The following is a 26144-nucleotide window of genomic DNA, read 5'->3' on the forward strand; positions in this document are numbered from 1 at the left end:
TTGGCGCTGGGCGCGATGCCGATGGTGCCGGTGCATGCAGGGCCCAGGTCCGACAGGATGTCGCCGAACAGGTTGCTCGCCACCACCACGTCGAAGAAGTCCGGGCGCTGGACGAAGTGCGCGGTCAGGATGTCGATGTGGAACTTGTCCGTCTTGACGCCGGGATACTTCTTCTGCATCTCCGCGACACGCTCGTCCCAGTAGGGCATGGTGATCGCGATGCCGTTGGACTTGGTGGCACTGGTCAGGTGTTTCTTCGGGCGCGATTGCGCAAGCTCGAAGGCGAACTTGAGCACCCGGTCCACGCCGACGCGCGACATCACGGTTTCCTGCACGACGATCTCGCGCTGGGTGCCTTCGTACATGCGGCCGCCGATGCTCGAGTACTCGCCTTCCGTGTTCTCGCGCACGATGTACATGTCGATCTCTCCCGGCTCACGCCGGCTGCCGTCGCTGCGCACGACGGGTGCAACGATGCCGGGCATCAGGCGCGCCGGACGCAGGTTGACGTACTGGTCGAACTCGCGGCGGAACAGCAGCAGTGACTGCCACAGCGACACGTGGTCGGGAATCTTCTCCGGCCAGCCTATCGCGCCGAAGAAGATGGCGTCGTGGCCGCCCACCTGGTCCTTCCAGTCGTCCGGCAGGTACTTGCCGTGCTTCTCGCAGTGGTCCCAGCTGCAGAAGTCGAAGATGTCGAAATGGATATCGATGCCGAACCTGCGTGCGGCGGCGTCCACCACGCGCATGCCTTCGGGCATCACTTCCTTGCCGATGCCGTCCCCGGCGATGACCGCGATGCGTTGCTTGCTCATGATTTCGGTGCCCCCGGATCTATCGTTTCTTCGCCATGCCGTACTTCATGAGCAGTGCACGCTGCTCCACGTACGATTGCTGCACGAAGCTGTTGAATTCCGCCGTGTTCATGTAGCGCGGCGCCTGGTCCGACTTGTCGAGCAGCGCGACGAAGTTCGGTTGCTCGAGGGCAAACTTGAAGGCGTCGTGCAAGGTGCGCACGATCTCGGCGGGCATGCCGGCCGGACCGCCCAGGCCGATCGGGCTGTCGATCGCGAGCTGGTAGCCCAGGTCTTTCATCGTCGGCACGTCCGGCCAGCTCTTCATGCGATGGTTCGAGGCGACCGCCAGGTAGCGCGCCTTGCCGGCCCTCACGAAAGCGCTGGTGCTGATCACCGTATCCACAGCGAAGGTGATGTGCCCGCCCAGCAGCGCCGTCACGCTCTCGCTGCTGCCCTTGTAGCCGATGGCTTGCCAGGCGAGCTTCTCGCGCGCGGTGACTTCCTCCATGAAGAGGTGTGCGCTCTGCCCCAGCCCCGGCGGCGCGCCGTAAGACACCTTGTCCGGGTTCGCGCGACCCCACGCGAGCAGGTCCGCCCAACTCTTGAACGGCGAGTCGGCCGACACCACGACGGCGAAGATGTTGTCCACCATGTTCATGATGTAGGTGAAGTCCTTGAGGGGGTCGTAGGCCACGTCGTCGAAGATCGGCTGCCGCCACAGGGCCGCATTGACGCCGCCGATGGTGTAGCCGTCGGGTGGCGCGGACTTCATCGCGAGGTAGGCCGGCACGCCTGCGGCGCCCGGCTTGTTCTCGACGATGACGGGCTGACCCAGCTTCTTCTCCGCTTCCACGGCTGCCGAGCGCATCACGATGTCGGTGATGCCGCCCGGCGGAAAGCCGATGATGAGCTTGATGGGGCGCTGCGGAAAGCGCGGTTGCTGCGCGAGCAGCCGTGGCACCGAGATGGCGGCCGCGGCGCCCGCAGCCGCCTTCAGGACCGCGCGGCGGGTCCGGTGTGAATCACTCAAGGGGACGTCTCCTTTTTTGTCTTCAGTTCAGCGGCGAACACGGCGCCGGAGCGGCCAGGCAGGTCTGCTGCTTCAGCAGCAGCTCGCGTCCACCCTCAGGCGGCCAGGTGCCATCCCGCGCGAGCTGCGCCTGTACCTCATCGCGTTCCGCATGGTCCCGGTAGGCCCAGATGTGCACCCACTGGTTGAGCCGTCCGAACTCCGACGTGCCGCAGAACACCAGCGGCGAGAGCTTCGTGCGCGCGTCGATGGCCGTCGACCAGGCGTCGCGGCATGCCGCCGGCCCGCCCGGCAGGTAGCTGTCGATGCAGAACTCGTAGATGGCGCCATGGCGTGCCGGCGCCAGCGCAGGAGAGAAGGGGGCGGGCATCAGGATCACCGAGTCCATCTCCAGCAGCCAGGGTCGCAGCGGCGGCGGCCACAGTGGCGGCCGCATCATGGCGTCGCGGATGTCGCAGCGCTCCTGGACGCTGTCGTAGGGCCAGAGATGCAGGATGGTGTTGAGCTGGCCCGTCAGGGCGTGCCAGAGCCCCGCCATCGGCGACATGGGCGTGCGATGGTGCAGGTGCTTGCCGAAGAGCTCCTCGGTGGGTGGCACGCCGCCAGGCCGCAGCAGGTAGGTTCGCAGTTCCGCGATCATGGGCGGGCGCGGCTCAGTGCATCGAGCCGCCGCCATCGACCGCAAGCACCGTCGCGGTGATGAACGAGGACTCGTCGCTGGTCAGGAACAGGATGGCATCCGCGATCTCGCGCGCGTCGCCCATGCGGCGGATGATGCGCCGGTCCATCAGCTTTTCGTACTGCTGCGGCGTGAAGGTGGCCCCGTGGCTGGTGTCCCTCACCAGCGGCGTGTCGATCAGGCCGGGGCAGACGATGTTGACGCGCACCTTGTCCTTCGCGAGGTCGATCGCCATGGCCTTGCTCATGGTGATGAGGCCGCCCTTCGAGGCGCCGTAGGCGGTGCGGCCTTCCGTCGGGCGCAGCGCGAGGCCGGACGACACGTTCACGATGGTTCCGCCTCCCGCGGTGCGCAGATGCGGAAGTGACGCCTTCGATACCAGGAACGGCCCCATCAGGTTGACGCCGATGTCGGTCAGCATCGCCTCGGCCGTCGTCTCGTCGAAGCTCTTGCGGGTGCCGATGCCGGCGATGTTGCAGACGCCGTCGATGCCCCCGAGCTGCTCTGCGGCGGCCGCGACCGCGCGCTGCACGGAGGCTTCCTGCGACACGTCGCATTCGATGGCGGCCGCAGCCGGCAGCTGTGTGCGCGCCGTGTCCAGGGACTTCGGCGAGCGGTCCAGCACGGCGATCCTGGCGCCCTCGGCCTGGAAGCGCCGGGCGGTCTCGAGTCCGATACCGGAGCCTCCGCCCGTGATGATGATCCGACGATTGGCAAGACGCATGCGTGATTCCTTCTTGTTCTCGGCTCGGGGCCGACCGAGTTCCGATGAAAGTCTAGGGACCGCGTCGGCACGCACCAAACGAATGATTGCGATGGCGCCATCGAAAATAGTGGTGACGCCTTGCGCTTGTCGAAGGCCACAAGCAAAAGCGATGCTGCCATCTGAATTTGCGATTTGGGTTCATCCGCCCGTCCTCCCATACTCCGCCCGAAGCTACTTCCAGGAGACATCGCATGCGTTCCAGAAATGGGCATCCTTGGACCCGGCGCGCCCTGTTGCGCGCCGCGGGCGCCGGCGCGGCTGCGATGGCCGCGACCGGCTTGCACGCACAGACGGCCTATCCGTCCCGCCCGATCAAATTGATCGTCGGCTACCCCGCCGGTGGATTCACCGACATCGTGATGCGCTCCACGGCCGTCGAGGCGGAGAAGAAGCTCGGCCAGACCGTGATCATCGAGAACAAGCCGGGCGCCGCAGGCGTGACGTCGTTCCTCGCGATCAAGAACGCCCTCCCCGACGGCTACACGATCGGAGCGGTCAATACGGCCGTGTGGAGACAACCGGTACTTGAGGACGTGGCCTACGACCCCATCAAGGATTTCACGTACATCCTCAACATGGTCGACAACGTGTTTGCCGTCACGGTCGCGGCGGACTCTCCCTTTCGTTCATGGGCCGACCTGCTGGCATGGGGTCGTGCGAACCCGCAGCAGGTGGCGTATGCGGTCCCTCCAGGGCTGGGACAGAGCGCCCACATCTTCATGGAAGAAGTCGCGGCCCGGGACAAGGTCGCCTGGCAAGCCGTGCCCTACAAGGGAAGTGCCGAGAGCGTCACGGCCCTCCTGGGCAAGCAGGTGACCTTCTCGGTGGACACGGTGATCGGGACCAATTCGATCGTGCAGGGCGGCAAGGCGCGCTACCTGGCCATCGCTTCCGGGCAGAAGCTCAAGAGCCATCCTGAAGTTCCGAGGATGCAGGACCTCGGGTACACCGTGGCCATCGACAGCCCGACCGGCCTGGGCGGCCCCGCCGGGCTGCCGGCGAACGTCGTCAAGACGCTGCACGACGCGTTCAAGTTCGCGCTCGAGCAACCGGCCGTCATTGCATTGCTGGACAGGTCCGACCAACAGCCCCGGTACATGTCCACCGAGGACTACCGTCGATGGGTCGCACAGTCCGCCGTCGAGCAGCGGGAGTTGCTGACGCGGTACGGATTCGCCAAACGCCACTGAACACAGAAGGAAGGAAGATTCCATGCTTGAACGAGAGAAGAGCCGCCTGATCACGCAAGTCACCGGCGACGCCCCCATGGGCCGCCTGATGCGCGAGTACTGGGTGCCTGTTGCCCGCAGCGAGCAGCTCCTGGCCGGCGCAGGGCCGCTGAGGATCACCATTCTTGGAGAGAAGCTGGTCGCGTTCCGGTCTCCCTCCGGCGAAGTGGGTGTCATGGACGAAGCCTGCCCGCACCGGGGCGCGTCCATGGCTCTTGCCAGGAACGAGCCGAACGGACTGCGATGCATCTACCACGGCTGGAAGATCGGCGCGGATGGGCTGCTGCGGGACGCACCGACGCACCCCGAGCACCTGCCCCTCGAGCGGCTGAAGACAAGGTCGCATGCGACACGCGAGCAGCAGGGCATGGTGTGGGCCTGGCTCGGCAACGGGGCGCCGCCGCCGTTTCGCGAGTTGGCGTTCACGAGCCTGCCGGACGACCAGGTCATCACCGCGACGGCCATCGTCAAGTGCAACTGGCTGCGCCCGCTGGAGACGCTCTGGGACGTCTTCCACTCCCAGATGCTCCATCACGACACCAACCGGAAGATCCCGTTCCGCGGGGACAACTACTTCTCGAACCAGGGGCGCAAGACCGACACCGGTCTTCAGTACGACTATCCGCAGATGCTGGTCGAGCGCACGCCGTACGGGTTCAGCCTCGTCAACAAGGACGCCAGGAAACAGACCTCCGGCCATTTCGTGCTCCCCTTCATCCAGTTCCACTCGCTCGGCCCGGATCCGCTCGAGGACAAGGCGCTCAAGATCAGCGTGCCGATCGACGACGAGACGACGCTTCTCTGGTCGGTGATCTTCAATCGCCACGGCCCGCTCAGGGAAAGTGGCTTCGGCCTGAGTAACCTGGGGCGCGTTGCGGACCGGAACGACCTGTTCAACAACCTCAGGCATGGTGCCGCGCGCTCTGCCGACAACCGCTGGCACCAGGATCGGGAAAGCATGGAGCGTGGCGACAGCTTCTCCGGCTATGCCGAGGCCCATCCCACCCTGACCCTGCTGGCCGAGGACAACTACGTGCTGGAGAGCCAGGGAGACTACGACCGGTCGAGGGAGCAGCTGGGACCCGTGGACCGGGCGCTGGCGGAAGGAAGGCGCGTCCTGCTCGAGGCGCTGAAGACTCACCAGGCCAGCGCGCAGGCACCTGGCCGGACGCTCGATATCCCCGAAGTCGAGGCGAGCTATACCCTCGACGTCCCGGAGCAGGCAGCGGCTGAAATGAACGACGCCGGCTAGGACTTCGGCAGACTGAAGCCGCCAGTGACAAGCGAAGAACCTCCGTCGACAGCGATCACGTTGCCCGTGATGTAAGAGGCAAGCGGCGAGGCGAGGAACAGAACCGCCGATGCGACATCGGAGGTCTTGTAGGGCAGGGTGGCGTCGATGACAAATACCACCTGGGGCAGCGAGACCTGCGCGATGGGTTGCATGTCCTTGAGTGACAGGTGGTTGAACCGGGACTTGCACAGGGCGCACAATCGCGGCCGTTCGAGGACACAAAGGAGCGTGCGATGCTGCAGCAATCCCCTATGTTTGCCTATATCCCCGCCAAGGATCTCCAGCGAGCCAGGCAGTTCTACGAAGTCAAGCTCGGCTTCACGCCGAAAGCCGAGTTGGGCGGCGGCGTCCACTACGAGTTCGGCGCCGGCACGGGCGCATTCCTGTATCCCACGCCCAATGCGGGAACGTCCCAGGCGAGCCAGGCATTCTGGCAAGTGCAGGACATCCGGAAGGAAGTCGCCGAACTGAAGGCGCGCGGCGTGGTGTTCGAGAGCTACGCCATGCCCGGCAAGGACGCGGACGACATCGTGACGCAAGGCGGCGCCATGGCGGCCTGGTTCAAGGACACGGAGGGCAACATCATGGCAGTCATCCAGACCCTGTGAGCTCGGTGAGTTCTGGCTCTTCGGCCGCAACGCCGCGCAGCGACTCGCAGCGGCCAAGGGGCAGGAGGCGCCTTGAACTCCTATAAGCCGCCAGCGCTCAGAGGATCACCTTCCATTCCTGGCCCCATCATCCATGGACAGCTTGCAGACACTGCAGTCGCTCGGGTTGACGCTCCCGACCCCGGCCTACATCATTGGTGCCGTTCTGTTCGGCCTCATTGGCATCGCGGTCTACCGCCACGGAAAGCGCGCCGGTCGTCCGCGAAGCAAATGGCTCGGTGTGGCGCTGATGCTCTATCCGTACGCGATCCCGCAGACCTGGTTGCTGTACGTCGTGGGCACTGCACTCTGCGTCGGTGCGTTCATCGACCGCGACTGAGTCGTCGGCGCTGACAGGGGAGGGCACAGCGCGGGATCGGCGCAAGCCGCAGCGAGGGCTATCATTTCCGCTCGTCCTCTGGCGGAATGCGAGCCACAGATTCTTCAAGGAACTTCCGTGCCCTACCTGCAACTCGACGTCAACGGCAGCTATCCCGAGGACTTGAAGCAGCGCCTCGCGGCTCGGATGTGCGAGACCTACGCCTCGATGATGAGTGTTGACGTTCGGCGAATCTCCGTAGCAATTCGGGAACTGGGCGCAGGCGGCGTATGGCGCATCGCCGAGGTCGGAAAGCTTCCTGTTCCCGTCTCCTTGCTGATGCTGGACATCCGCCGCGGCCGGCCAGCCGAACTTCGGATGGAAGTCGCCAGGGCGTTGTGCGCGCACTGCATCGAACTGCTGGGCCTGACCGAGGACCGACTGAATGTCGAGTTCACCCAGCACGACGGCGACGAGATGTACCACCCCACGCTGGGCGGCTTCAGTCCGGACTGGAAGCCGGGAGAAGCCTGAGGCCGAGCTCGGGTGCCGTGGCGCACGTCCTTGGCACGCCGGAGTACAGGGCGGGCCCGGCCCACGGTTCAGAGCAGGCCCGCAGCTTGCGCCGAGTCGAGGATGTTGCGAGTCAGTTCCCTGACCTGTCCGCCGATGTCCGACGATGGAGAGGCTACAAAGGACGTGCTCCACACCATCCGGCCGGTGCTTGCGTCGATCACCCGCGCAGTCGCCGAAAACCCGGTGGTCCCCCAGCCCCCTCCGATCGGAGCGCTCAGACCGATGCCGGCACCGCCGCCGCGTCCCCAGTTGAAGCCCCCGATACCCACGGACACGCCGGAGCCGAAGGGCGCTGACGTCGCCGCAGGCGCCAGCGCCAGGACGAAGACCGCGTTGGCGCCAATGGCCGTTGCACCGCTGCTCAACTGAGCCTCCGGCTCGAGGGCGCTCGGTGTCGTGGCCCCAGGAGCGACGACAGGGTTCGCACCCCTTGCCGCCAGCGCCCGGGACACGTCGTCCTGGCAAGGCTGGCGAATGAGTAGATCAAAGGTATCGCAGCCAACCAGAACCTTGCCGCTTCGCAAGATGCCTGAGTTCGGGCCGGGGGTGGGATCGATCCACTCGCCCCATCGCTGCGGCGGTGCCGCGACGCAACCGGCCAGCGTGAGCGCCGCCAGTGCGACCGGAAGTCGAAGCAGTGACCAGATTCTCATAGCGCCACCCGAAATTCATTTCAGGAGTGACGGTCCCCCCGCCGCTGCCGCGCGCCAAGGGGAGATTTCTGCGCATTCGAGTAGGAAGATGCCGTGACCCTCTCCGATACCCGTCCTTCGGGCGCATAGGCAGCGGCTCGCCGCTCCGATCGCGGCTCAGATCGTCGTGTCGAACTCGAGATTGTCGATGAGCCGGGTGGAACCCAAGCGGGCCGCGGCCAGCGCTAGCAGAGGCTCTCCGGCGGAGGCCGGCTGCAGGTCGGCACGCCGGCGCAGCACGAGGTAGTCGGGCTGCCAGCCGCGAGCACGAAGCGCAGTCATTGCACGCGCCTCGATCGCCGCGAGATCACGCTCACCGGAGCGCACCGCTTCGGCCATGCCTTGAAGCGCCTTCGATAGGCGCATGGCCTCGGCCCTTTCCGACTCGTCCAGGTAGCCATTGCGTGAGGACAGCGCGAGACCATCCGCGGCACGCCGTGTTTCGACGCCCACGACATCGATGGGCAGCGCGAACTGACGCACCATGTGGCGGATGATCAGCAACTGCTGGTAGTCCTTCTTGCCGAACAGGGTCACGGCGGGCTGCACGCACGAGAACAGCTTCATGACCACCGTACAGACCCCGATGAAGAAGCCAGGCCGGAAATGGCCTTCGAGAATGTCGGCCAGTTCGGGATCGGGGTGCACCTTGCAGGTCTGCGGTTCGGGATACAGCGCCTTTTCGTCGGGCGCGAACAGCACATCGCAGCCAGCGGTACGCAGCTTCTCGCAATCGCTGTCCCAGGTGCGTGGATAGGTATTGAAGTCCTCGTGCGGCAGGAATTGCAGTCGGTTGACGAAGATGCTGGCGACCGTGACGTCGCCGAGCGGCTTGGCTTGTCGCACGAGGTCGAGGTGGCCATCGTGCAGGTTGCCCATCGTGGGCACGAAGGCGGGGCGCCGGAATGGGCCCAGGTGGTCGCGCAGTTCGGGGATGGTGCGGGCGATATACATGGTCGATGCTCCTCTACCAGGCGTGGAGTTGATCGTCGGGAAAGCTGCCGTCCTTGACGGCGCGCACGTAGGCTTGCATGGCTTGCGCGATACCCGGCGCACCGCTCATGAAGTTGCGCACGAACTTCGGCATCTTGCCGAGGCCGACGCCCAGCATGTCGTGCAGTACCAGCACCTGGCCTGCGGTGCCGCGGCCGGCGCCGATGCCGATCGTGGCGCAGTGCTGCAGTTCGTTCGTGAGTTCGGTGGCCAGCGCGGCCGGCACCATCTCGAGCACCAGCATCGCTGCGCCCGCATCCTGCAACGCATGCGCTTCCTGCTTGAGCAACGCCGCAGCCTCGACGCCCTTGCCCTGCACGCGATAGCCGCCCAGCGCATGCACGGTCTGCGGCGTGAGGCCGAGGTGGCCACAGACCGGGATGCCGCGCTCCACCAGGAAACGCACGGTCTCCGTGGTCCAGCCGCCGCCTTCGAGTTTGACCATGTGCGCACCGGCCTGCATCAACGCGCAGGCGCTGCGCMGCGCCTGCTCCCGTGACTCGTGATAGCTGCCGAAGGGCAGGTCGGCAATCAGCCAGGCCGTGCCCTGCGCGCGGCGCAGCCCACGGGCCACGCTCTCCGTGTGATAGCGCATCGTGTCGAGCGAGACGCCGACGGTGCTCGACAGGCCCTGGCAGACCATGCCCAGCGAGTCGCCGACCAGGAGGCATTCGACGCCCGCCGCATCGGCGACCGCCGCCATGGTGGCGTCGTAGGCGGTCAGCATGACGATCTTCTCGCCACGCGCATGCATGTCGGCCAAGCGAGGCAGGCTCAGCGGTTTGCGTGCCGATGGCGGCGAGGGCGAGGGGAGGGTGCCGTAGGGCGAGGCCGCATCCGCGGCGGAGGGCGACGTCATGGCGGAGTTCGCTGCGCCTGGCATCAGGCCGCGACGGCTTCGCCTGAAGCCGCCTGCACGGGGATGTGGGCGCGTTCTTCCTTGATGCGGTTGGCCCCGTCGACGAAGACCAGCTTCGGCCGATGCTTCGCCACTTGCTCCTCGGGCACGAGGCCGAAGGCCGCAATGATGATCAGGTCGCCGACTGCGGCACGCCGGGCGGCCGAGCCGTTGACCGAGATGATGCCAGTGCCGCGCTCGCCGCGGATCGCATAGGTGACGAAGCGCTCGCCGTTGTTGATGTTCCAGATGTGGACCTGCTCGTTCTCGGCCATGCCGGCGGCATCGAGCAGGTCTTCGTCGATGGCGCAAGAGCCTTCGTAGTGCAGTTCGCAATCGGTGACCGCGACACGGTGGATCTTGGACTTGAGCAGGGTGCGGAACATGGTCGAAGGACTCCTTCTCTGAATGCAAGTGGTTGGACGGGCCGTGTCAGCCTGCAGGCGGCACGAGGATGGTCGGTGCCGCCGGTGCGGCGAGCGCGGGGTAGTCGCGGCTGAAATGCAGGCCGCGGCTTTCGCGGCGGGCCTGGGCCGAGCGCACGATCAGTTCGGCGACCTGCACGAGGTTGCGCAGTTCGAGCAGGTCGCGTGTGACGTGGAAGTTGCCGTAGAACTCCTGCACCTCGCCCTGCAGCAGCGCGATGCGGTGCGCCGCCCGTTCGAGCCGCTTGTTGGTGCGCACGATGCCCACGTAGTCCCACATGAAGCGTCGCAGCTCGTCCCAGTTGTGCGAGATGACCACGGTCTCGTCGGCATCGGTGACGCGGCTGTCGTCCCATGCGGGCAGTTCGGCGCACGCCTTTTGCGGTGCCGCGGCGATGGCCTGTGCGGCCGCGCGGGCGAAGACCATGCACTCGACCAGCGAGTTGCTGGCCAGTCGATTGGCGCCGTGCAGGCCCGTGCAGGCGGTCTCGCCGATCGCATGCAGGCCGGGCACGTCGGTGCGTCCCGCCAGGTCGGTGAGCACGCCGCCGCAGGTGTAGTGGGCAGCCGGCACCACCGGGATCGGCGCGCGCGTGATGTCGATGCCCAGCTCGGCGCAGCGCGCCAGGATGTTCGGGAAATGCTCCTGCAGGAAGGCCGGGCTCTGGTGCGAGATGTCGAGGTGCACGCAGTCGAGGCCGTGCTTCTTCATCTCGAAGTCGATCGCGCGCGCCACGATGTCGCGCGGTGCGAGTTCGGCCCGCTCGTCGTGCGCAGGCATGAAGCGAGTGCCGTCCGGCAGCAGGAGGCGGCCGCCTTCGCCGCGCACCGCCTCGCTGATCAGGAAGGATTTGGCATCGGGGTGGTACAGGCAGGTCGGGTGGAACTGGATGAACTCCATGTTCGCGACGCGGCAACCCGCGCGCCAGGCCGCGGCGATGCCATCGCCGGTGGCCGTGTCGGGGTTGCTCGTGTAGAGATAGACCTTGCCGGCGCCGCCGGTGGCCAGCACGGTGTGCGGCGCGCGAAAGGTCAACACCTCGTCGGTGGTCGCATCGAGCGCGTGAAGGCCGAGGCAGGCAGTGTCCGCCAATCCGAGCTTGCGCCCAGTGATCAGGTCGACCAGCGTGTGCTGCTCGAACAGCGTGATGCCGGGCGTGCGCCGCACCTGAGCGATCAGTGTGCGCTGCACCGCGGCGCCGGTGGCGTCGGCTGCATGCACGATGCGGCGCTGGCTGTGGCCGCCCTCGCGCGTGAGATGCAGCGCGCCATCCTCGAGCGAGAAGGCTACGCCAAGCTCGCGCAGCCAGGCGATCGCTTCGGGTGCATGCTCGACCACGAAGCGCGCGGCGGCCAGATCGCACAGGCCCGCGCCCGCAACCAGTGTGTCGTCGAGGTGCGACTGGACGCTGTCGCCTTCGGTGAGGACAGCGGCGATGCCGCCCTGCGCCCACTGGCTGGCACCATCCTGCAGCGCACCCTTGGTGATGACGGCTACACGGTGCGTGGGTGCGAGGTGCAGCGCGGTGCTCAATCCCGCCAGGCCGCTGCCGACGATGAGCACGTCGAATTCATGAGAAATCACAGGTCGTCGCTCTTGGTTCGAATCACAATCGGGCGAACCATACCCGACTCTTGCGCTACGCCTGCGTGCATTTAGAGCGGGCTGAAAGCGGGTGCGCCGCTGGTACGATCGCGGCCCCATTGCCGCATGCGGCGTCGACTTGCGAATGATGATGAAGATTGACAGTGCCCTCGATTTTTCTTCCGCTGAATGGGCTGCCGTCGTGCGGGCCGATGCGCTACGAGCACTCGATGAAGACGTCGCCGGGGGTGATCTCACCGCCTCGCTCATCGCTTCCGACCGGCGCGCAGAAGCGCGTGTGGTGGCCCGCGAATCGGCCGTGCTGTGCGGCGCGCCCTGGGTCGAGGCTGTGGTTCGCCACCTGGACCTGGACGCACGGATCGTCTGGCATGTGGCGGAAGGCGCTCGCTGTGCGCCCGACCAGACCGTGCTCGAGATCTCAGGCGCAGCGCGAGCCTTGCTCACTGCCGAGCGCACGGCGCTCAATTTTCTTCAACTGCTCAGTGCGGTCGCGACGAAGACCGCGGCCCATGTCGACGCCGTGCGCGGCACGCGAGCGCAGATCGTCGACACGCGCAAGACCTTGCCGGGTCTGCGCCTGGCACAGAAGTACGCGGTGCGGATGGGTGGTGGTGTCAATCATCGCATCGGCCTCTACGATGCCGTGCTGATCAAGGAGAACCACATCGTCGCGGCAGGCGGGGTCGGCGCGGCATTGCGTGCGGCGGCCGAAGTCGCGAGCCGCGCGAAATTCGTGCAGATCGAGGTGGAGACCTTGGCGCAGCTCGACGAGGCGCTCGCGAACGGCGCGCGCATGCTGCTGCTCGACAACATGGACCTGCCCACGCTGCGCGAGGCGGTGCGCCGCAACGACGCGGCACGCGATGGCCGTGCCGTGCTGGAGATCTCGGGCGGCGTGACGCTCGATGCGCTGCGAACGTTGGCCGAGACCGGCGTCGACCGCATCTCGATCGGCGCGTTGACCAAGGACGTCAAGGCGATCGACTTCTCGATGCGCTTCCGGGAGGGTTGAGCCATGACGCTGACGACCACGTTGCCGGTGATCGATGTCGACTACGAGCAGCCGCACTTCGCCGCCGAAGAGGGCGGCGCGGCCTGCAGCACCCGCCACGCGTGGGCCCGCGTCCCGCCGGAGCCTGGCCCAACCGAACGCGAGGCGCTCAAGGCGCGCATCCGCCGCCTGCTGCGCGAGCGCGACGCGGTGATGGTGTCGCACTACTACGTGCATCCGGACTTGCAGGACCTGGCCGAGGAGACCGGCGGCCTCGTCAGCGACTCGCTCGAGATGGCGCGCTTTGGCCGCGACCATGCGGCGCGCACGCTGGTCGTCTCGGGCGTGCGCTTCATGGGCGAGACCGCCAAGATCCTGTCGCCCGAGAAGCGTGTGCTGATGCCCGACCTCGACGCCACCTGTTCGCTCGACCTCGGATGTCCTGCGGACGAGTTCGAACGCTTCTGCGCCCTGCATCCCGACCGCATCGTCGTGGTCTATGCCAACACCAGCGCGGCCGTGAAGGCACGCGCCGACTGGCTGGTCACCTCGAGCTGCGCGCTGGACGTGGTGCGGGCACTGAGCGCGCAGGGCCAGAAGATCCTGTGGGCGCCCGACCGGCACCTGGGCGATTACATCCGCCGCGAGACCGGCGCCGACATGGTGAGCTGGGGAGGGGCCTGCATCGTGCATGACGAGTTCAAGGCGCTCGAACTCGAACTGCTCAAGAAGGAACACCCGGCAGCCCGCGTGCTGGTGCATCCCGAGGCGCCGGCCGACGTGATCGCGCTGGCCGACGCGGTCGGCTCCACATCGGCCATCCTGGGCGCGGCGCAGCGCATGGACGCGAGCGAGTTCATCGTTGCCACGGACAGCGGCATGCTGCACAAGCTGCGCGCGCTGAATCCGGGCAAGACCTTCATCGAGGCACCCACGGCAGGCAATTCGGCGACGTGCAAGAGTTGCGCACACTGCCCGTGGATGGCAATGAACGGCCTCGCCGGCCTCGCGCACGTCCTCGAGACGGGCGCGGGCGAGGTGCATGTGGACCCGGCGCTCGGGCGGCGGGCGCGCGTACCGATCGACCGCATGCTCGCCTTTACCGCGGCGCTGCGCGGCGGCGGCCCAGTGAGCCACCTCGTGGCCGGCATCGGCGCGGCATAGAACCCACTTACCCGAGGCGACGCGGTCACCTGCTGCTCGATGCCGGACGGGCGTTCGATCCAACCCCTGGCGTCCCGCAATCGATCTCCCCGAGCAGCCCATGCTGCTGGGCCCCATAGACGTCTCGATCAAAAGCCGATCCGCTGCCCCGCCTGCCGGTGGTGCGCGGCACTGTGACCTTGATTGCATGCACGCGTGCGAACGGAATCATGCTGACCTCGGCCGCAGGCACGCCGTAGAGTGCGGCCACGCGGTCCGCCTCGAGCACCCCGGCATCGATCACCTGCTGCCAGGTCGCGGCATCCGGGAACATGATGTCGAAGGTGATCTGGAAGGGGCCGGCGTTCTTGCTGCGCAACACGCTTGCGAGTTGTTCGAGCTTCGGCATCAGATGCGCTCCATGTCGATCGGGAAGAGCGCGCGCTGATCGGCGACGCGCATCAGGTGGTACACGCTGAACTCGAAAACCTCGCCGGCGGCTGTGTCGGAGGGCGAGAACGGAAAGGCCAGGTTGCCCGCCGTGGTCTTGCGGCCCGGGAACGGGCAATGCAGCATCGAGGAACGCGCGAGCGATAGCACGTAGCTGGCGAGGGCCTGGGTCTTCGCCACCACCTCGATCAGCACGCCCACCTCGTGCAGCGGCTTCGCGCGATGCGGTTCGCGCAGGCCCAGCACCGCGTCGCGGCCATACACCTTGAAGTCGATCCGGAAGTCGGCGTCCTGAACCGCCACGGGCAGGTTGCGGCGCACCGCCTCGCGCACGGTGCGCTCGATGCCGTCGAGTTCGCTGATGATGTGAGCGTCGCGGATGCCGGCCAGGGTGAAGGCCCGGAAGCCGGCACTGCGCGCGCCCTCGAGCTTGATCTTCAGCTGCGACGTGGGCAGGAAGCGAGATCCGCTGACCCGCACCGTCTGGGCATCGACCTGCTCGAAGCTCGCATCGCGCATGTCAACCCGGCCTTCGGGTTCGTGCAGCATCAGCGAGTCGTTCTGCTCGTACATGGTGTGCGCGGCCACCGATTCGCGCGTGCACGCGCGCCGTGCCGACAGCGGACGAACCAGGAAGTGATCGTCGCGCAGGATGCCCAGCATGCAATCGTTGGTGCCCTGCGGCAACGCGCACTGGGCGCCGCATTCCATGATCTTGGCCAGATGCAGGGCCAGGCCCGGATCGAAGCCGCGCGCGATCGGCATCGCCGCATAGATCGCGGTGTCGCAGGCGCGCCCGGCGAGCACCACGTCGGCGCCAGCGGCGAGCGCCTGGGCGAAAGGCTCGCAGCCCATCTGGCCGACGATGCGCACGCTGTCACGGATGTCAGCCTCGGTCAACGCCGGAACGCCGGCCATCGGCGTGATGCCGTCGCTGTACAGCGCATCGAGCACGGCCGACTTGTCGATCTCGGCATGCACGGTCGCCAGCTTGAAATTCAGCCCTTGCTCGCGCGCGGTCTCGATGAGGATCTCGCGCACCGCCTGCAGGTTCGGCTCGCCGCCGGCCAGACCGGCCGAGCCGATCACCAGCGGTACCCGGCTCGCGCGCGATTGGCGCAAGGCCAGGGACAGGTCGCGCTTGACCTGCTCGCGCCGGACCATCGAGGTGCCGCTGCCCAGGTAATAGGGCCCGGCGTCGGTCGAGCCGGCATCCGCGCCATACATGTGGGGTTGGAGAGCCGCGCCGCGGGCGAGGCTCTCCTCTTCGAAGCCGTAGCCCAGGCAGCCGTTGAGCGCGACGATGCGCAGTTCGTTCATGGTTGGATGTCTCTTCTCAGTATTCGACCTGGATGCCGGTCTGGCGCACGAACGCGCTCCAGAAGGGCTGCTCGCTGTGGATGAGCGCGCCGAAGCCGGCTGCCGGCAGCGCCATCGCCTCGAGCTGCTGGCTTGCGAGCTGGCCCCTGACCTCGGGCGACTCCAGGGCCTTCAACGCCGCGTTCGACAAGGAGGCCACGACGGTCGGCGGGGTGCCGGCGGGCGCGACCAGGCCCCACCAGGCGCTCAGCTGCCATTTGGGGATGCCGGCCTCCGCGGCCGTCGGTACATCGGGCAAGGCAGGCAGGCGCTGTGGCGAAGAGACGGCCAGCGCACGCAGTCGGCCGCCGCGGATCAGTGGCAGTGCCGCAACCACCGTGTCGCAGCCGAACAGCAGTTGCCCGCTCGCGACATCGGTGAGCGCGGCGCCGCTGCCGCGGTAGGGCACATGCACGGCCTTCTGCTCGGCCTGCTTGAGGAAGACCTCGGCCGCGAGATGCGTGATCGTGCCGACACCGGCCGAGCCGAAGGAACTGCCGCCCTGCGCGAGGCGCTTTCGCAAGTCGGCGATGCTGTGCGGCGCTTCGGACGTCTCGGCCGTGACCAGCACGAAGGCGGTGCGCGCGAGCCCCGCCACCGGCGTGAAGTCCTTGTCCGCGCGGTAGCGCACCTTGGGGCTGAGCGCCGGATTGGTCAGCAGGGTGCTGGTGGTGGCCAGGGTCAGCGTGTAGCCGTCCGCGGGTGAGCGTGCACCTTGCTCCGTGCCCATCACGCCGCCGGCACCCGAGCGGTTGTCGACGATGATGGGCTGGCCGAGCAGCGGGCCCATCGACGCCGCCATGATCCGGGCCAGCACGTCGCTGCCCGTGCCGGGCGCGAAGGCCACGATGAGCTTGATCGGCTTGTCGGGAAAGCGCGCCTCGGCGGCCGCTCTCGGCAGCCAGCCGATGGCCGGCGCAATGGACAGGCCGGCCGCCAGCAGCCGCAGCATCTCGCGCTTGTTCATCGTCTTCAAGCCTTTCTCAGTTCCTTGAGGGCGTCACCGAGCTTCTTCGCCAATGGCGAGGCCGCATAGGGATCGGTCACGACCTCGATGTAGACACCGCTTTGCGCATCGCCCGCGGCGTGCAGCGCGCGGTCGAGCTCGGCGCAGGTGGTCACGCGCGCCGTCATCCAGCCGTCGCAGCCGAGCGCGTGGGGCAGCTCGGTGTAGCGCCATTCGGCGACGTCGTTGTAGGCAATGGCCGGATCCTTGTTGAGCAGGCGCTCGATCAGGTAGCCGGCATTGTTGAGCACGAAGACGACCGGCTTCAGGTCGCGGCGGCCGAACTGGCCAAGCTCCTGCACCGTGAGCTGGTGGGAGCCCTCTCCCGTCAGCAGCACGACCCTGCGTCCGGGAGCAGCCACCGCGACGCCGAAGGCGGCCGGCGTGGCCCAGCCGATCGATCCCCACAGGGTCTGGTTGTGGAAGCTGGCGCCTTTGGGCAGGTGCGCAAAGCCCAGTCCCATCGAGACGGTGCCGGTTTCCGCGACCACGATGTCGTCGGGGCGGAAGAAGTCGGCCCAGCGCGGATAGAGCGCGTCGACGGTGATCGGATCGTCGCCGCGGCCTTTCGGCTCGCCGAGCGAAGCGGGCGCGCCGCGCTTCCAGTCGCGGCGACGCAAGCGCCGCGCGAGCAGCGCGAGCAATTCGCCGATCTCCACGTTGGCGTAGGTCTTGCCGTCGACCTGCGCACGGTGATGCGCGATGGTGATGGTGCGCGCCGGATCGAGCCGTGCGGTGAATGCGCCGGTGTTGAAGTCGGTCATCGGCGAGCCGACGACGAGCACCCGGTCGACGCCCTCGACGAACTCGCGCACCTCCGGCGTGATCAAGACGCCGTCGTACATGCCGACGTAGCCCGGCTGCCGTTCATCGAGCACCGACTTGGCCATGAACATGGTGGCGAAGGGCAGCCCCGATGCGTCGATCAGCGCCTGCATCTCGCTGCGCGCGCCGGCTCGCGTGACCAGGATGCCCGGCAGCACGCAGGCCGTCGAGGCCTCGTCGAGCGCGGCGACGATCGCCGCGGCGGCCTTCTCGAGCATCACGGGATCGCTCTTCGCCCGCGCGATCGGCTGCGCCTGGCCAGCCACCGGCATCACCGCGAGATCGGCCGGGAAGCCCATGTACACCGGCCGACGGTGATGCAGCGCCTCGGCGATCAAGCGCTCGGTCTCGTAGGCCACGTTCTGCGGCGTCATGACCGCCTGCGCGCAGACCACCGGCTCGCTCATGCGCTGGTAGAGGTCGTACTCGCCATTGCCAAGGGTATGGTGCATCAGCGCGCGCGCCGCCTGCGTCGCCATGTTGGGCATGCCGACCAGGTGGAAGAGCGGCAGATGCTCGGCATAGGCCCCGGCGATACCGTTGATCGCGCTCAATTCGCCGACGCCGAAGGTGGTGCTGAGTGCGGCCGCACCCTTGATCCGTGCGTAGCCGTCGGCCGCATAGGCGGCATTGAGCTCATTGCAGCAGCCCACCCATTGCAGCGCCGGATCGTTGCAGACAGCATCGCTGACCGCGAAGGAGTAGTCCCCGGGTACGCCGAAGACGGCGTCGACGCCGATGTCGCGCAATCGGCCAAGCACGTGTTCAATGACGGTTCTGGTCATGGCTGGTATCTCCAGGAAGCGTTCAGAGTGCCGAGGCGCGCACCAGGGGATGCGCGAAGATCGGGACTTCCAGCCGCTCGAAGAGCGACTGCTGCTGCGCGCCGAAGACATCGCGCTCGTCGGGCGACGCCGAGATGTTCGGGCGGTCGATCGAGATCTTGATCGCATTGCAGGTATCGACGAAGAAGCTGCCGACGATCCTTTCGGGCGGCAGTTGCAGGATCCTCGCCACATGGTCCTTGTGAAAGACGTTCGAGCGCAGGGCCGTCTCGTAGTCGGCGGCCGAATTGAAGACGATGTCGAAGGTCAGCCGGTTGATGCCTGCATCCTTGCTGCGGATCACGACCGCCATGTCGAGCAGGCGCTGGCTGCCGTGGGGATGGCCGCTCGGCGGCGCATCCGCGATCAGCGACAGCGTGCGGTCGTCCAGGTTGCCTTCGTAGCCGCTGATGCCGATGTCGAAATAGCGCGGCCGCTCACGACCTTCCTCGACCCAGTCGCTGCCTTCGGCGCGGTAGTAGGTGATCGGGAAGAGCGTCTTCTTGATCAGCTCCTCGTTTTGCAGCAGGTGGTAGAGCGACCAGGCATAGGCGTCGGCCGCGTCCATGTTCAGGTGCGAGTTTGGCTTCGGCCTGGCCAGGCGGGTGATGGCTTCGATCTCGGACGCGTGGCGGGCTTCGAGGCGCGCCGGATCGCTGTCGACGGTGCGCAGCAGGATCGCCGGATTGGAAGCATCCGCATCGATGATGCGGTAGTCGGCCTGCGCCAGCGCATCCGGGAACTCGGCTTCGATGACCCGGATCACTGCCGCCTTGATGCTCTCGTATTTGGCGAAGAACACCGGATCGCGCGTTCCGCTCGGCACGATCGCGCCGTAGAGCCCGTCCTCGCGCTTGAAGCTCACGAGGTTCGGCGAGAGCGGATAGGCGATGTTGCCGGCGGTCGCCTTGCGCCCCGGATAGCCGTAGTGGATCAGGTAGTGGGTCAGCAGGCTCGCCAGGGTCTCGGCCGCCTCGGGCGTCTTCGCATGGGTCTCGATGATGATGCCGAGTTCGCGCTCGTCGCCTTCGACCGCGCGCATCTGCACGCCGTTGCGGCCGTAGACCAGCACGTCGGCCGGGATCTTCGCCAGGTCGGTCGCATCGATGTGGATCAGGGACACGCGGCGCTTGCCGAGGCGGCGCGCGCCCTCGAGCTTGATGCTCCACGGCCAGGGCTTGGCCGCATGCACGAACATGCTGTTGCGGATGCCCGTGGTGCGGGCGTCCGGTGCGAAGAACTCGGTGTGCTCCATCACCAGGATGCCTTCGGGATAGAACTGCAGCTGGGGATGGCTCTCCTCATAGAGCGAATGGGCCGCGATCGAGTACGGCGTGCAGCGGCGACCGGCTTCCGGCGCGACGAACACGGCCGAGCCGTCGTCGTAGATCTCCGCCACCAGGCAGTCGGAGGGCGTGCCGGGATCGCAGGCCAGCGCGCCGCATTCGAGCACGTGGCCCACGTGGTAGGCGATGCCGGCATCGATGCCGCGGCGGATCATGTCGGAGGCGAAGAGCGCGATGTCGCAGGCGCGTCCGGCGAAGATGTATTGCGCGCCGCTCTGGAGCGCGGTGATCAGCGGATGGATACCCATCTGGCCGACGATCACGCTCTCGCGCAGCGCATCCTCGCTGAGTTCGGGGCCGATGCCCGTTGGCAGCAGCGCGCCCGCGCGCAGCTCCTTGATCACGTCCTCGTTGTCGAGTTCGGAACGGATCACCGCGACCTTCGCGTCCTTGACCTTGAGCTCTGCGAAGACTTCCTTGGCCACGTCGAGCATCCAGTCGAGATTGCGATTGCCGCCTGCCATGCCGCAGCTGCCGAGGATGACCGGACTGCCGGTGGCAAGACCGGCCTCGACCATGTGGCAGTAGTCGGCCTTCACCGCCTCGCGCTCGAAGTACTCCTCGCCAGTGCCGAGGTAGTAGGGGCCGGCGTCCATCGAGCCCGCGTCGGAGATGATGGCGTCGATGCGCCCCTTCAGCGCCTCCTGCAGCGACGCCCTCGGAAAGCCGTAGCCCAGGGCCCCACAGGCGGCGACGACACGATAGACGAGCTTGGCCACGACACGCTCCTCGGCCGACGGCGGCAGCGGATTCGCTGCGCTCTTTCCTTCGGCCGGAGCAGACTGTGATCCCGAAGGCCCCGCATGAAAAATACTGTCTGGGTATGTGGCTATATGCAGCGGATATAGCCAGCGGATATGGGCAGCGGATATGGGCAGCGGATATGGGCAGTGACTCAGGCGGCAGATCGGGAGCAGCGGACATCGGCTGCGCCTCCGTCGTTCAGCCTGCCACGTGCTCCATGCCCGCCGGTGCGGTCTCGTCGAGGAAGCGATGGATGAATGGCCCGAGCAGATCGCGCACCGCTTCGCCCGCGCGGGTCAGCGGGGCGACGTCGGAAGAGACCACGTGCGCCGTCTGGTGGATGGGCGGTTCGATCGGTGTCGCGACGACGCTGGCTGGGCTCAGGGTGGCGGAGAAGTCCCCCATCGGAAGGATCGCCACGCCGACGCCCGACTGCACCGCCGACAGGATGCCGTAAAGCAGGTTGGTCTCGACCGCCACCTGCAGCGTCAAGCCCGCGGCGGCGAACTCGGCGTCGAGCAGCGAGCGCGTGGCGTTGGGCGGGCTCGGCAGCACCAGCGGCAAGGCCGCAAGCTGCTTGAGGGAAACCGTCTTCGCGGCTCGGGGCCCGCGCTTGCGCTCGACGAGATAGAGGCGCTGGCGAAACAGCGGCTTGCGCACCAGTCCGGGCCCAGGGGGCGTCTCCTCCTCGAAGAGGATCGCGAGGTCGAGCGTTTGCGCCTCAATGCGCGCGCGCAGGCTGATGCTGTCGGCCGTGACCAGGTTCAGGCTCACCTTGGGCAGCGCACTCTTGCAGGCCTTGATGAAGGCACCCGAAAGAAAGGAAGCCAGGGTCGAGGACATGCCCAGGCTCACGGAGCCTGCGATTTCGCCGCCGGTCGAACGCACGATGTCGGGCAGCTTCTCGATCTGCCGCAGGATAGACACCGCTTCGCGGTACAGCGCCTCACCCGCGACCGTCGGGCGCACACCGCGCGCACTTCGATGCAGCAGCGCGACGCCGAGCTCTTCCTCAAGCTCCGCGATCTGCTGACTCAGCGCCGGCTGAGCCACGAAGATCGTCGTTGCCGCACGCGAGAAGCTGCCGGCCTCGACGATCTTCACGAAGTAGCGCAGATGACGCAGGTGGATGGCCAACTCCTGGCGAGGAATGGTTGCAATGTACAACGCCAGCGATCATTTCCGCGTCGCACTCAACGTTTCGGCGGCCTCGGAGGCAGCAAGTCGGCGTCATTCTCGATAGGAGGATTTTCAAGCTCGACAATGATTTGCTCAATGGGACTCGACGTTGTTCGCTCGAGCAGCCTCCGTCGCTCCCAAGCCTCGGTCTCTCGGCTACGGCGATCGCGCTCGGCCTCCCGCCGGCGCCACGCGATAACGGCGCCAATCGCGGCGGCGCAGGCAGATAGCGCAAGAAAGCCGGCAGCAGCAACGAGTGTGCTGACCCAGTCCGGCGGCGCCTTTCTCTGGTAGACGAGCAATGCAAAGATTCCCAGGCCCGCCAAGCTCAGCGCCAATGGTGGATAGAGACGTGCGGGATGCTTGGTTCGCACTGAGCGCCGCAGCATCATCCCCAGACCGGCCAACCCGGCCACGGCATAGAAAACCGTGAGTGCGGAATCGCTCTCCGGATCTGTCGCGAGTCCGCTGAATTCGTGAGCAGCCAACATGCCGAAGACGAGCCATACAACCATCCATCCCGCGTGCATCGCGGTGCCCGGTTGAAAGTGGAATGGCTCCTTGCCCACGGCATCCGGGCCAATGATGTCGCGCATGGTTCGCTCCTTGGGCCGGCGAGTTGGCGACGACCTTCGTGCCATCCTCCCGTCGAAATTTCGAATTTGAAGCGGTGGGCAGTTTGATGCCCGTAGGCCGCATCCAAGTGATTGCGTGCGGCGATCGCTGACATGTGTTCGGCCGGAACTAGCTGAGCCGATAGAGAACCGTTCGGATGATCCCTCCCCACTCCTCGACCTGACACAGGACGGAGCCTTCGACCACTGCAAGATTGAAGGGAGGACTCGTCAGGACGACGCCACTGTGGATGTCCAGGCGATTGTCCGGTCCGGATGCTTTGTCGAGGTTGTGGGGGAACGGAGTGAGCGGAACATGTTCGGTCAGAACCAGGAACCGGTACCGATCCCGGATTCGCGGCAGGGCTTGAGCAATCTCGCGATTCGACAGGTGTTGCAAGACCTGTCGGACGAACACGACCTCGCCGGAAGGCAGTTCATCCTTCGTCAAATCCAGCGTCCGGAAGTCGACGCCGAGCGCTTGAAACCTTTCAGCATTGAAAGCGATGAGCGGCTCGACGATGTCGCAGGCTACATAGCGCGAGCATAGAGGTCGCAACCGCGAACCCACATGAAAATCGCCACATCCGAGATCTACCACATCCGGCTTGTGGTCGAGGGAGCCAAGGAACCGTCCCACCGCCGCTACGTAAGTGTCCACGACCGCATCGGCCCGTGAACCGCTTCCGGAGAAGAATGCCTGGCCTGGGTCGTGCGACGTCCCCCAAGCACCTTCTTCGTAGATCTTGGTGAAGACTTCCTTGGTCGAAAGGCCGGCGAACATCCTGAGCTTGGACCGGCCTCGGTAGGTACGGATCGCCTTGATCATGGGGTCCGGCAGCACCCGCTTGATCGTGTTCGTGATTCGTGTCATGAAATACCTTCGATACGTTGGGGGTTGCCGCCGAGCGCATTTGCCGGGGAAGCCCGCGGCAATGCCCGCGGTGCTTGCCACCGGGCACCAGCGCCGTCGGGAGTTGCTCGTCGACGCGTATGGCGTCCAGCCGATCAGGACGATCCGTCGCCGCTCAGAACGACCCAGAAGGTGCGAGCGAGAATTCTTGCGTCGAGTCGCATGGACCACTCCGCTGCGTATCTGGCGTCAAGGGCGACTCGGTCGGCATAGGGGAGGCGATTGCGACCGCTGACCTGCCACAGGCCTGTAATGCCGGGTCGCATGTGGCAGTAGTGAACCCAGCCGCGACCGTAAAGATTGCGCTGGCGTACCATGCAGGGCCGAGGACCGACCAAGCTCATGTCGCCCCTCAACACGTTGTAGAACTGCGGCAGTTCGTCGAGGCTCAGTCTCCTCACAACACGGCCGAGGCGTGTGATGCGTGGATCGTTCTCCAACTTCTGGAATTGTTCCCACTGAGTGCGCACCGTAGCGTCCTGCTGCAAATGACGCTCAAGGACTTCGTCGGATCCCATGACCATCGAGCGGAACTTGTAGCAACGAAAGGGCCGGCCATCCTGCCCCAAGCGTGTCTGCCAATAGTGCACCGGCCTGCCCATCCCGACGAGCACAGCCGCCGCAACGATCAGGTACAGCGGCCCGAGGAATACGAAGAACGCCAGCGCCCCCGCAATGTCCACGGAGCGCTTGACCGTTCGCTGAGTGAACGTGAGGCAGTACGGCTCCGACGAGATGTCTGCACGGAGGCCGATCTGGTAGCTGGAGCCTGGTGCTTCGGTATGAGCAGGGTGCATGGTGGTTTACCCGCTGCTCTCAGTGCGATCTGTTGGGTTGGCGAGCCACAGAGGTTGCATCGCCCCCTTGCAGTTCGACCCGAACTTCGTTGAAGTCGATTCCGTCCAATGACGTCACATCGAGATCGTGCTTGGAAGACATGTCACCAAGCATGAACCTCAAGGTGACGAAGTCGCTGCCAGTGATTTGAATCCTGCCCAGCTTGAGCGAGGCGCAGAACTCGGCTTTCGATTTCACGGGCTTCTCGAACATCTCCATGATGCCGCCGTCGTTGATGCGCTCTCCGAAGCGCCAGTCAGAGTTGTAAGTCTCCAACGCGTGCACCGCGACCAGGTCTCTGCCTTTGTCGTCCAGAGTCGCTATGTTTCTCATGACTCGTTCGGCGAGGGACAGCGAGGCCTCGAGCGGCTGGTCGTCTGGGTTGATCGACAGGACGATGACGCCACGTTCGGATTCGATCCTTCCTTGTAGAACCCCTGACGCGCCACTCAGGCGCCCCATTGCCGGGTGATCGATTTCCGGCAAAGAATGATTCACCTTTTTCTTCTTCCCGAACAGTTCAAACATGGACTGGTCTCCTATGTCGTCGAGCAACTGCTTGAGGGGGTTTGGCGCGCGCGAGCGGGCGCACCGCGTGCATCACCCAGCCCCGGCAAGCCGGTGAAAAGGGAGGATGTGAAGAGTTCACATCACTGATACGCTTGTGCCTTCGCGAGTGCGACGCCTCTGTAAGACAAAAGCTCATGTCTTTGTCCAGCTGGTAACCGGCGGTCACGTCGCTATCCAACGAGATCGCGATCAAGCTTCTTGGCCACGAAACACACGGGTTCCAAGAGCGCCAGGCATCCGGGGACCGCGCGTGTCGGACCAGCAAATGGCGCTGGCAGGGCGCGTGCCGCGCCACATGAACGTGCTGCTGGCCGAGGCCGAGGTGCCCTACGACCAGTCGCGGGCCTGGGAACTGGTCGAACCGCAAAAATGAGGCAATTCGACCGGCGAGATTCTGCGAGGTCGTTCAGAGGCTGCGAGCCGGACCGACAGTGTCCGAATTGTCGACCGCTCGGCCCACCCCGTGCGTTCGGCTACTTGCTCAAGAAATCCTGAAGCGTCTTGCCGCTGTCGAGGCCGACCTTGAGCCATCCGGGCTTCGGACCGCGGCCGGTCCACGAATTGCCAGCGCCGTCGCTGTAGTGGACCTTGGAGGGGGCACGCTTGGCCCTCTTTCCGGGTGCCTTGGCCGCCGGCGCGGCCGCTTCCATCTTGTCGATAGCTGAGCCGAGCTTCGACCTGATCGTCGAACCCGACTTGAACTCCTCGATCGATCGTCCCGATGCGAGCGCTTCACGCAGCCAACGCGGACGCGGGCCCCGACCTGACCACACATTGCCGGCGCCATCGCTGAATTGGGCCCGGGCCTTGGTGCCTTTCTTTCCGACAACTTTCTTGGCGGTGGAGTCAAGGCCCAGATGGGCAGCGGTCAGTCCGTAGTGCGCGATCGCGACCTTGATGCGGTCGACGACGCCTTTGATCTCGCTGTCACGCAACGCATCGGCCTGGCGTTGAAGTTGCTCGATCTGCTTCTGGATCTGTCTATAGGTTTGTGCCATTGCTTGCTTTGGTATTTCAGGAACGAGAGTACTGACGACTCTCTGTGGCCGATTCTGCCACTCCTGTTGCAGAAGTGTTGAATATGGCAAACCTGGTGTTGTGTAAAGCAGTAAAGCAATTCGCTGCCGCAAGAAAGCTTCTGGCAACGCAATCGATACCGACAGTCTTCAACCTTCCGTACGCACGTGCTTAGACAACGTCCATCGGGCCGCTCAGGACGTGCCTGTAGCGGTCCATCACTGCCACCTCGACACCCAGCCACCGAGCGACTTCCGCGGGCGCCGTTCCGCGTCGCAGTTGGCGCATCGCGAAGGTGTGTCGAAGCTTGAAGGTTCCGCCTTCGTTGCCATCGAGACCCGCGTCCGCGAGCAACTGCCGTGTTGCCGAGTAATG

Annotated in this window: 28 protein-coding genes and 2 pseudogenes; 8 read left to right on the forward strand and 22 right to left on the reverse strand. The window is 65.9% G+C overall.

Annotation, left to right across the window (positions count from 1 at the left end; genetic code table 11):
- The 4 genes from AC1D3B_RS35100 to AC1D3B_RS35115 all read right to left on the reverse strand — a co-directional run.
- A partial coding sequence (locus tag AC1D3B_RS35100; protein WP_478195280.1) for an isocitrate/isopropylmalate family dehydrogenase occupies positions 1–815 on the reverse strand: 815 nt, incomplete at its 3' end.
- A 19-nt stretch (positions 816–834) separates the two neighbouring features.
- Positions 835–1827 carry a tripartite tricarboxylate transporter substrate binding protein gene (locus tag AC1D3B_RS35105; protein ID WP_478195281.1) on the reverse strand — a complete coding sequence of 331 codons (993 nt, stop codon included), beginning with the start codon at positions 1825–1827 and terminating at the stop codon, positions 835–837.
- 22 nt (positions 1828–1849) lie between these two features.
- Positions 1850–2467 carry an NIPSNAP family protein gene (locus tag AC1D3B_RS35110; RefSeq protein ID WP_478195282.1) on the reverse strand — a complete coding sequence of 206 codons (618 nt, stop codon included), beginning with the start codon at positions 2465–2467 and terminating at the stop codon, positions 1850–1852.
- 13 nt (positions 2468–2480) lie between these two features.
- Positions 2481–3230 carry an SDR family NAD(P)-dependent oxidoreductase gene (locus AC1D3B_RS35115; protein ID WP_478195283.1) on the reverse strand — a complete coding sequence of 250 codons (750 nt, stop codon included), beginning with the start codon at positions 3228–3230 and terminating at the stop codon, positions 2481–2483.
- Positions 3231–3463: 233 nt separating this feature from the next.
- Here AC1D3B_RS35115 and AC1D3B_RS35120 point away from each other — a divergent pair, with 233 nt between their 5' ends.
- A complete protein-coding gene (locus tag AC1D3B_RS35120) occupies positions 3464–4462 on the forward strand; it encodes a tripartite tricarboxylate transporter substrate binding protein (RefSeq protein WP_478195284.1) in 999 nt (332 codons plus the stop codon).
- A gap of 22 nt (positions 4463–4484) precedes the next feature.
- Complete coding sequence (locus AC1D3B_RS35125; protein ID WP_478195285.1) at positions 4485–5753, forward strand: Rieske 2Fe-2S domain-containing protein; 1269 nt, start codon at positions 4485–4487, stop codon at positions 5751–5753.
- Here AC1D3B_RS35125 and AC1D3B_RS35130 read toward each other — a convergent pair.
- Positions 5750–5872: pseudogene (locus AC1D3B_RS35130) on the reverse strand (SDR family oxidoreductase); the annotation flags it as partial. The gene AC1D3B_RS35125 and the pseudogene AC1D3B_RS35130 sit on opposite strands and share 4 nt — an antisense overlap.
- A 156-nt stretch (positions 5873–6028) precedes the next feature.
- Here AC1D3B_RS35130 and AC1D3B_RS35135 point away from each other — a divergent pair.
- From AC1D3B_RS35135 to AC1D3B_RS35145, 3 genes are all read left to right on the forward strand, one after another.
- Positions 6029–6403 (forward strand): VOC family protein, encoded by a 375-nt coding sequence (locus AC1D3B_RS35135; protein WP_478195286.1) that lies wholly within the window; start codon positions 6029–6031, stop codon positions 6401–6403.
- 133 nt (positions 6404–6536) lie between these two features.
- On the forward strand, positions 6537–6782 hold the full coding sequence (locus AC1D3B_RS35140) for a hypothetical protein (protein ID WP_478195287.1): 246 nt from the start codon (positions 6537–6539) through the stop codon (positions 6780–6782).
- Between the two features lie 117 nt (positions 6783–6899).
- Positions 6900–7295, forward strand: a complete 396-nt coding sequence (locus tag AC1D3B_RS35145; protein ID WP_478195288.1) for a tautomerase family protein — start codon at positions 6900–6902, stop codon at positions 7293–7295.
- Between the two features lie 68 nt (positions 7296–7363).
- Here the strand turns inward: AC1D3B_RS35145 and AC1D3B_RS35150 are convergent, their stop codons facing one another.
- From AC1D3B_RS35150 to nadB, 5 genes are all read right to left on the reverse strand, one after another.
- On the reverse strand, positions 7364–7702 hold the full coding sequence (locus AC1D3B_RS35150) for a hypothetical protein (RefSeq protein ID WP_478195289.1): 339 nt from the start codon (positions 7700–7702) through the stop codon (positions 7364–7366).
- 444 nt (positions 7703–8146) lie between these two features.
- Positions 8147–8983, reverse strand: a complete 837-nt coding sequence (panC, locus tag AC1D3B_RS35155; RefSeq protein ID WP_478195290.1) for a pantoate--beta-alanine ligase — start codon at positions 8981–8983, stop codon at positions 8147–8149.
- Between the two features lie 13 nt (positions 8984–8996).
- A complete protein-coding gene (gene panB / locus AC1D3B_RS35160) occupies positions 8997–9881 on the reverse strand; it encodes a 3-methyl-2-oxobutanoate hydroxymethyltransferase (protein ID WP_478195291.1) in 885 nt (294 codons plus the stop codon).
- Positions 9882–9904: 23 nt separating this feature from the next.
- Positions 9905–10306 carry an aspartate 1-decarboxylase gene (gene panD / locus AC1D3B_RS35165; protein ID WP_478195292.1) on the reverse strand — a complete coding sequence of 134 codons (402 nt, stop codon included), beginning with the start codon at positions 10304–10306 and terminating at the stop codon, positions 9905–9907.
- A gap of 46 nt (positions 10307–10352) precedes the next feature.
- Positions 10353–11930, reverse strand: coding sequence for an L-aspartate oxidase (gene nadB / locus AC1D3B_RS35170; RefSeq protein WP_478195293.1), 1578 nt, complete (start codon positions 11928–11930; stop codon positions 10353–10355).
- 151 nt (positions 11931–12081) lie between these two features.
- Here nadB and nadC point away from each other — a divergent pair, with 151 nt between their 5' ends.
- Both nadC and nadA read left to right on the forward strand, forming a co-directional pair.
- Complete coding sequence (gene nadC / locus AC1D3B_RS35175; RefSeq protein WP_478195306.1) at positions 12082–12963, forward strand: carboxylating nicotinate-nucleotide diphosphorylase; 882 nt, start codon at positions 12082–12084, stop codon at positions 12961–12963.
- Positions 12964–12966: 3 nt separating this feature from the next.
- Entirely contained in the window at positions 12967–14106 is a 1140-nt protein-coding gene (nadA, locus tag AC1D3B_RS35180) for a quinolinate synthase NadA (RefSeq protein WP_478195294.1), read from the forward strand.
- Positions 14107–14131: 25 nt separating this feature from the next.
- Here the strand turns inward: nadA and AC1D3B_RS35185 are convergent, their stop codons facing one another.
- From AC1D3B_RS35185 to AC1D3B_RS35230, 10 genes are all read right to left on the reverse strand, one after another.
- Positions 14132–14494, reverse strand: coding sequence for a DUF4387 domain-containing protein (locus AC1D3B_RS35185; RefSeq protein ID WP_478195295.1), 363 nt, complete (start codon positions 14492–14494; stop codon positions 14132–14134).
- Positions 14494–15855, reverse strand: a complete 1362-nt coding sequence (locus AC1D3B_RS35190; protein ID WP_478195296.1) for an acyclic terpene utilization AtuA family protein — start codon at positions 15853–15855, stop codon at positions 14494–14496. Before AC1D3B_RS35190 ends, AC1D3B_RS35185 begins: the two co-directional genes overlap by 1 nt.
- Before the next feature lie 16 nt (positions 15856–15871).
- Positions 15872–16861, reverse strand: coding sequence for a Bug family tripartite tricarboxylate transporter substrate binding protein (locus AC1D3B_RS35195; RefSeq protein WP_478195307.1), 990 nt, complete (start codon positions 16859–16861; stop codon positions 15872–15874).
- Positions 16862–16866: 5 nt separating this feature from the next.
- Complete coding sequence (locus AC1D3B_RS35200; protein ID WP_478195297.1) at positions 16867–18510, reverse strand: alpha-keto acid decarboxylase family protein; 1644 nt, start codon at positions 18508–18510, stop codon at positions 16867–16869.
- 22 nt (positions 18511–18532) lie between these two features.
- Positions 18533–20614, reverse strand: coding sequence for a DUF4387 family protein (locus tag AC1D3B_RS35205; RefSeq protein ID WP_478195298.1), 2082 nt, complete (start codon positions 20612–20614; stop codon positions 18533–18535).
- A 223-nt stretch (positions 20615–20837) separates the two neighbouring features.
- Entirely contained in the window at positions 20838–21806 is a 969-nt protein-coding gene (locus AC1D3B_RS35210) for a LysR substrate-binding domain-containing protein (RefSeq protein WP_478195299.1), read from the reverse strand.
- 26 nt (positions 21807–21832) lie between these two features.
- Positions 21833–22414, reverse strand: coding sequence for a hypothetical protein (locus AC1D3B_RS35215; RefSeq protein WP_478195300.1), 582 nt, complete (start codon positions 22412–22414; stop codon positions 21833–21835).
- Between the two features lie 148 nt (positions 22415–22562).
- The gene (locus tag AC1D3B_RS35220; RefSeq protein ID WP_478195301.1) at positions 22563–23306 is read right to left on the reverse strand and encodes a class I SAM-dependent methyltransferase; all 744 of its coding nucleotides are present in this window, start codon (positions 23304–23306) and stop codon (positions 22563–22565) included.
- Between the two features lie 134 nt (positions 23307–23440).
- Positions 23441–24142, reverse strand: coding sequence for a sugar transferase (locus tag AC1D3B_RS35225; protein WP_478195302.1), 702 nt, complete (start codon positions 24140–24142; stop codon positions 23441–23443).
- Positions 24143–24161: 19 nt separating this feature from the next.
- Complete coding sequence (locus AC1D3B_RS35230) at positions 24162–24710, reverse strand: hypothetical protein (RefSeq protein ID WP_478195303.1); 549 nt, start codon at positions 24708–24710, stop codon at positions 24162–24164.
- Between the two features lie 292 nt (positions 24711–25002).
- On the opposite strand from AC1D3B_RS35230, the gene AC1D3B_RS35235 reads away from it, so the two are divergent.
- Complete coding sequence (locus AC1D3B_RS35235; protein WP_478195304.1) at positions 25003–25125, forward strand: NAD(P)(+) transhydrogenase (Re/Si-specific) subunit beta; 123 nt, start codon at positions 25003–25005, stop codon at positions 25123–25125.
- Positions 25126–25225: 100 nt separating this feature from the next.
- Here the strand turns inward: AC1D3B_RS35235 and AC1D3B_RS35240 are convergent, their stop codons facing one another.
- Positions 25226–25882 (reverse strand): H-NS family nucleoid-associated regulatory protein, encoded by a 657-nt coding sequence (locus AC1D3B_RS35240; protein ID WP_478195305.1) that lies wholly within the window; start codon positions 25880–25882, stop codon positions 25226–25228.
- A gap of 58 nt (positions 25883–25940) precedes the next feature.
- Positions 25941–26144 (reverse strand): annotated as a pseudogene (locus AC1D3B_RS35245) (tyrosine-type recombinase/integrase); the annotation flags it as partial.

It is taken from the genome of Variovorax sp. P5_A3 (assembly GCF_056400665.1).

What these genes read in the sequence shown, in the direction of transcription:
- AC1D3B_RS35225 (WP_478195302.1), bottom strand. Translation starts at nt 24,142, where the DNA reads ATGCACCCTGCTCATACCGAAGCACCAGGCTCCAGCTACCAGATCGGC.
- AC1D3B_RS35200 (WP_478195297.1), bottom strand. Translation starts at nt 18,510, where the DNA reads ATGACCAGAACCGTCATTGAACACGTGCTTGGCCGATTGCGCGACATC.
- AC1D3B_RS35185 (WP_478195295.1), bottom strand. Translation starts at nt 14,494, where the DNA reads ATGCCGAAGCTCGAACAACTCGCAAGCGTGTTGCGCAGCAAGAACGCC.
- nadC (WP_478195306.1), top strand. Translation starts at nt 12,082, where the DNA reads ATGAAGATTGACAGTGCCCTCGATTTTTCTTCCGCTGAATGGGCTGCC.
- AC1D3B_RS35115 (WP_478195283.1), bottom strand. Translation starts at nt 3,230, where the DNA reads ATGCGTCTTGCCAATCGTCGGATCATCATCACGGGCGGAGGCTCCGGT.
- AC1D3B_RS35195 (WP_478195307.1), bottom strand. Translation starts at nt 16,861, where the DNA reads ATGAACAAGCGCGAGATGCTGCGGCTGCTGGCGGCCGGCCTGTCCATT.
- nadA (WP_478195294.1), top strand. Translation starts at nt 12,967, where the DNA reads ATGACGCTGACGACCACGTTGCCGGTGATCGATGTCGACTACGAGCAG.
- AC1D3B_RS35140 (WP_478195287.1), top strand. Translation starts at nt 6,537, where the DNA reads ATGGACAGCTTGCAGACACTGCAGTCGCTCGGGTTGACGCTCCCGACC.
- AC1D3B_RS35215 (WP_478195300.1), bottom strand. Translation starts at nt 22,414, where the DNA reads ATGCGCGACATCATTGGCCCGGATGCCGTGGGCAAGGAGCCATTCCAC.
- AC1D3B_RS35220 (WP_478195301.1), bottom strand. Translation starts at nt 23,306, where the DNA reads ATGACACGAATCACGAACACGATCAAGCGGGTGCTGCCGGACCCCATG.
- panD (WP_478195292.1), bottom strand. Translation starts at nt 10,306, where the DNA reads ATGTTCCGCACCCTGCTCAAGTCCAAGATCCACCGTGTCGCGGTCACC.
- AC1D3B_RS35125 (WP_478195285.1), top strand. Translation starts at nt 4,485, where the DNA reads ATGCTTGAACGAGAGAAGAGCCGCCTGATCACGCAAGTCACCGGCGAC.
- AC1D3B_RS35110 (WP_478195282.1), bottom strand. Translation starts at nt 2,467, where the DNA reads ATGATCGCGGAACTGCGAACCTACCTGCTGCGGCCTGGCGGCGTGCCA.
- AC1D3B_RS35135 (WP_478195286.1), top strand. Translation starts at nt 6,029, where the DNA reads ATGCTGCAGCAATCCCCTATGTTTGCCTATATCCCCGCCAAGGATCTC.
- AC1D3B_RS35120 (WP_478195284.1), top strand. Translation starts at nt 3,464, where the DNA reads ATGCGTTCCAGAAATGGGCATCCTTGGACCCGGCGCGCCCTGTTGCGC.
- AC1D3B_RS35230 (WP_478195303.1), bottom strand. Translation starts at nt 24,710, where the DNA reads ATGTTTGAACTGTTCGGGAAGAAGAAAAAGGTGAATCATTCTTTGCCG.
- panC (WP_478195290.1), bottom strand. Translation starts at nt 8,983, where the DNA reads ATGTATATCGCCCGCACCATCCCCGAACTGCGCGACCACCTGGGCCCA.
- AC1D3B_RS35190 (WP_478195296.1), bottom strand. Translation starts at nt 15,855, where the DNA reads ATGAACGAACTGCGCATCGTCGCGCTCAACGGCTGCCTGGGCTACGGC.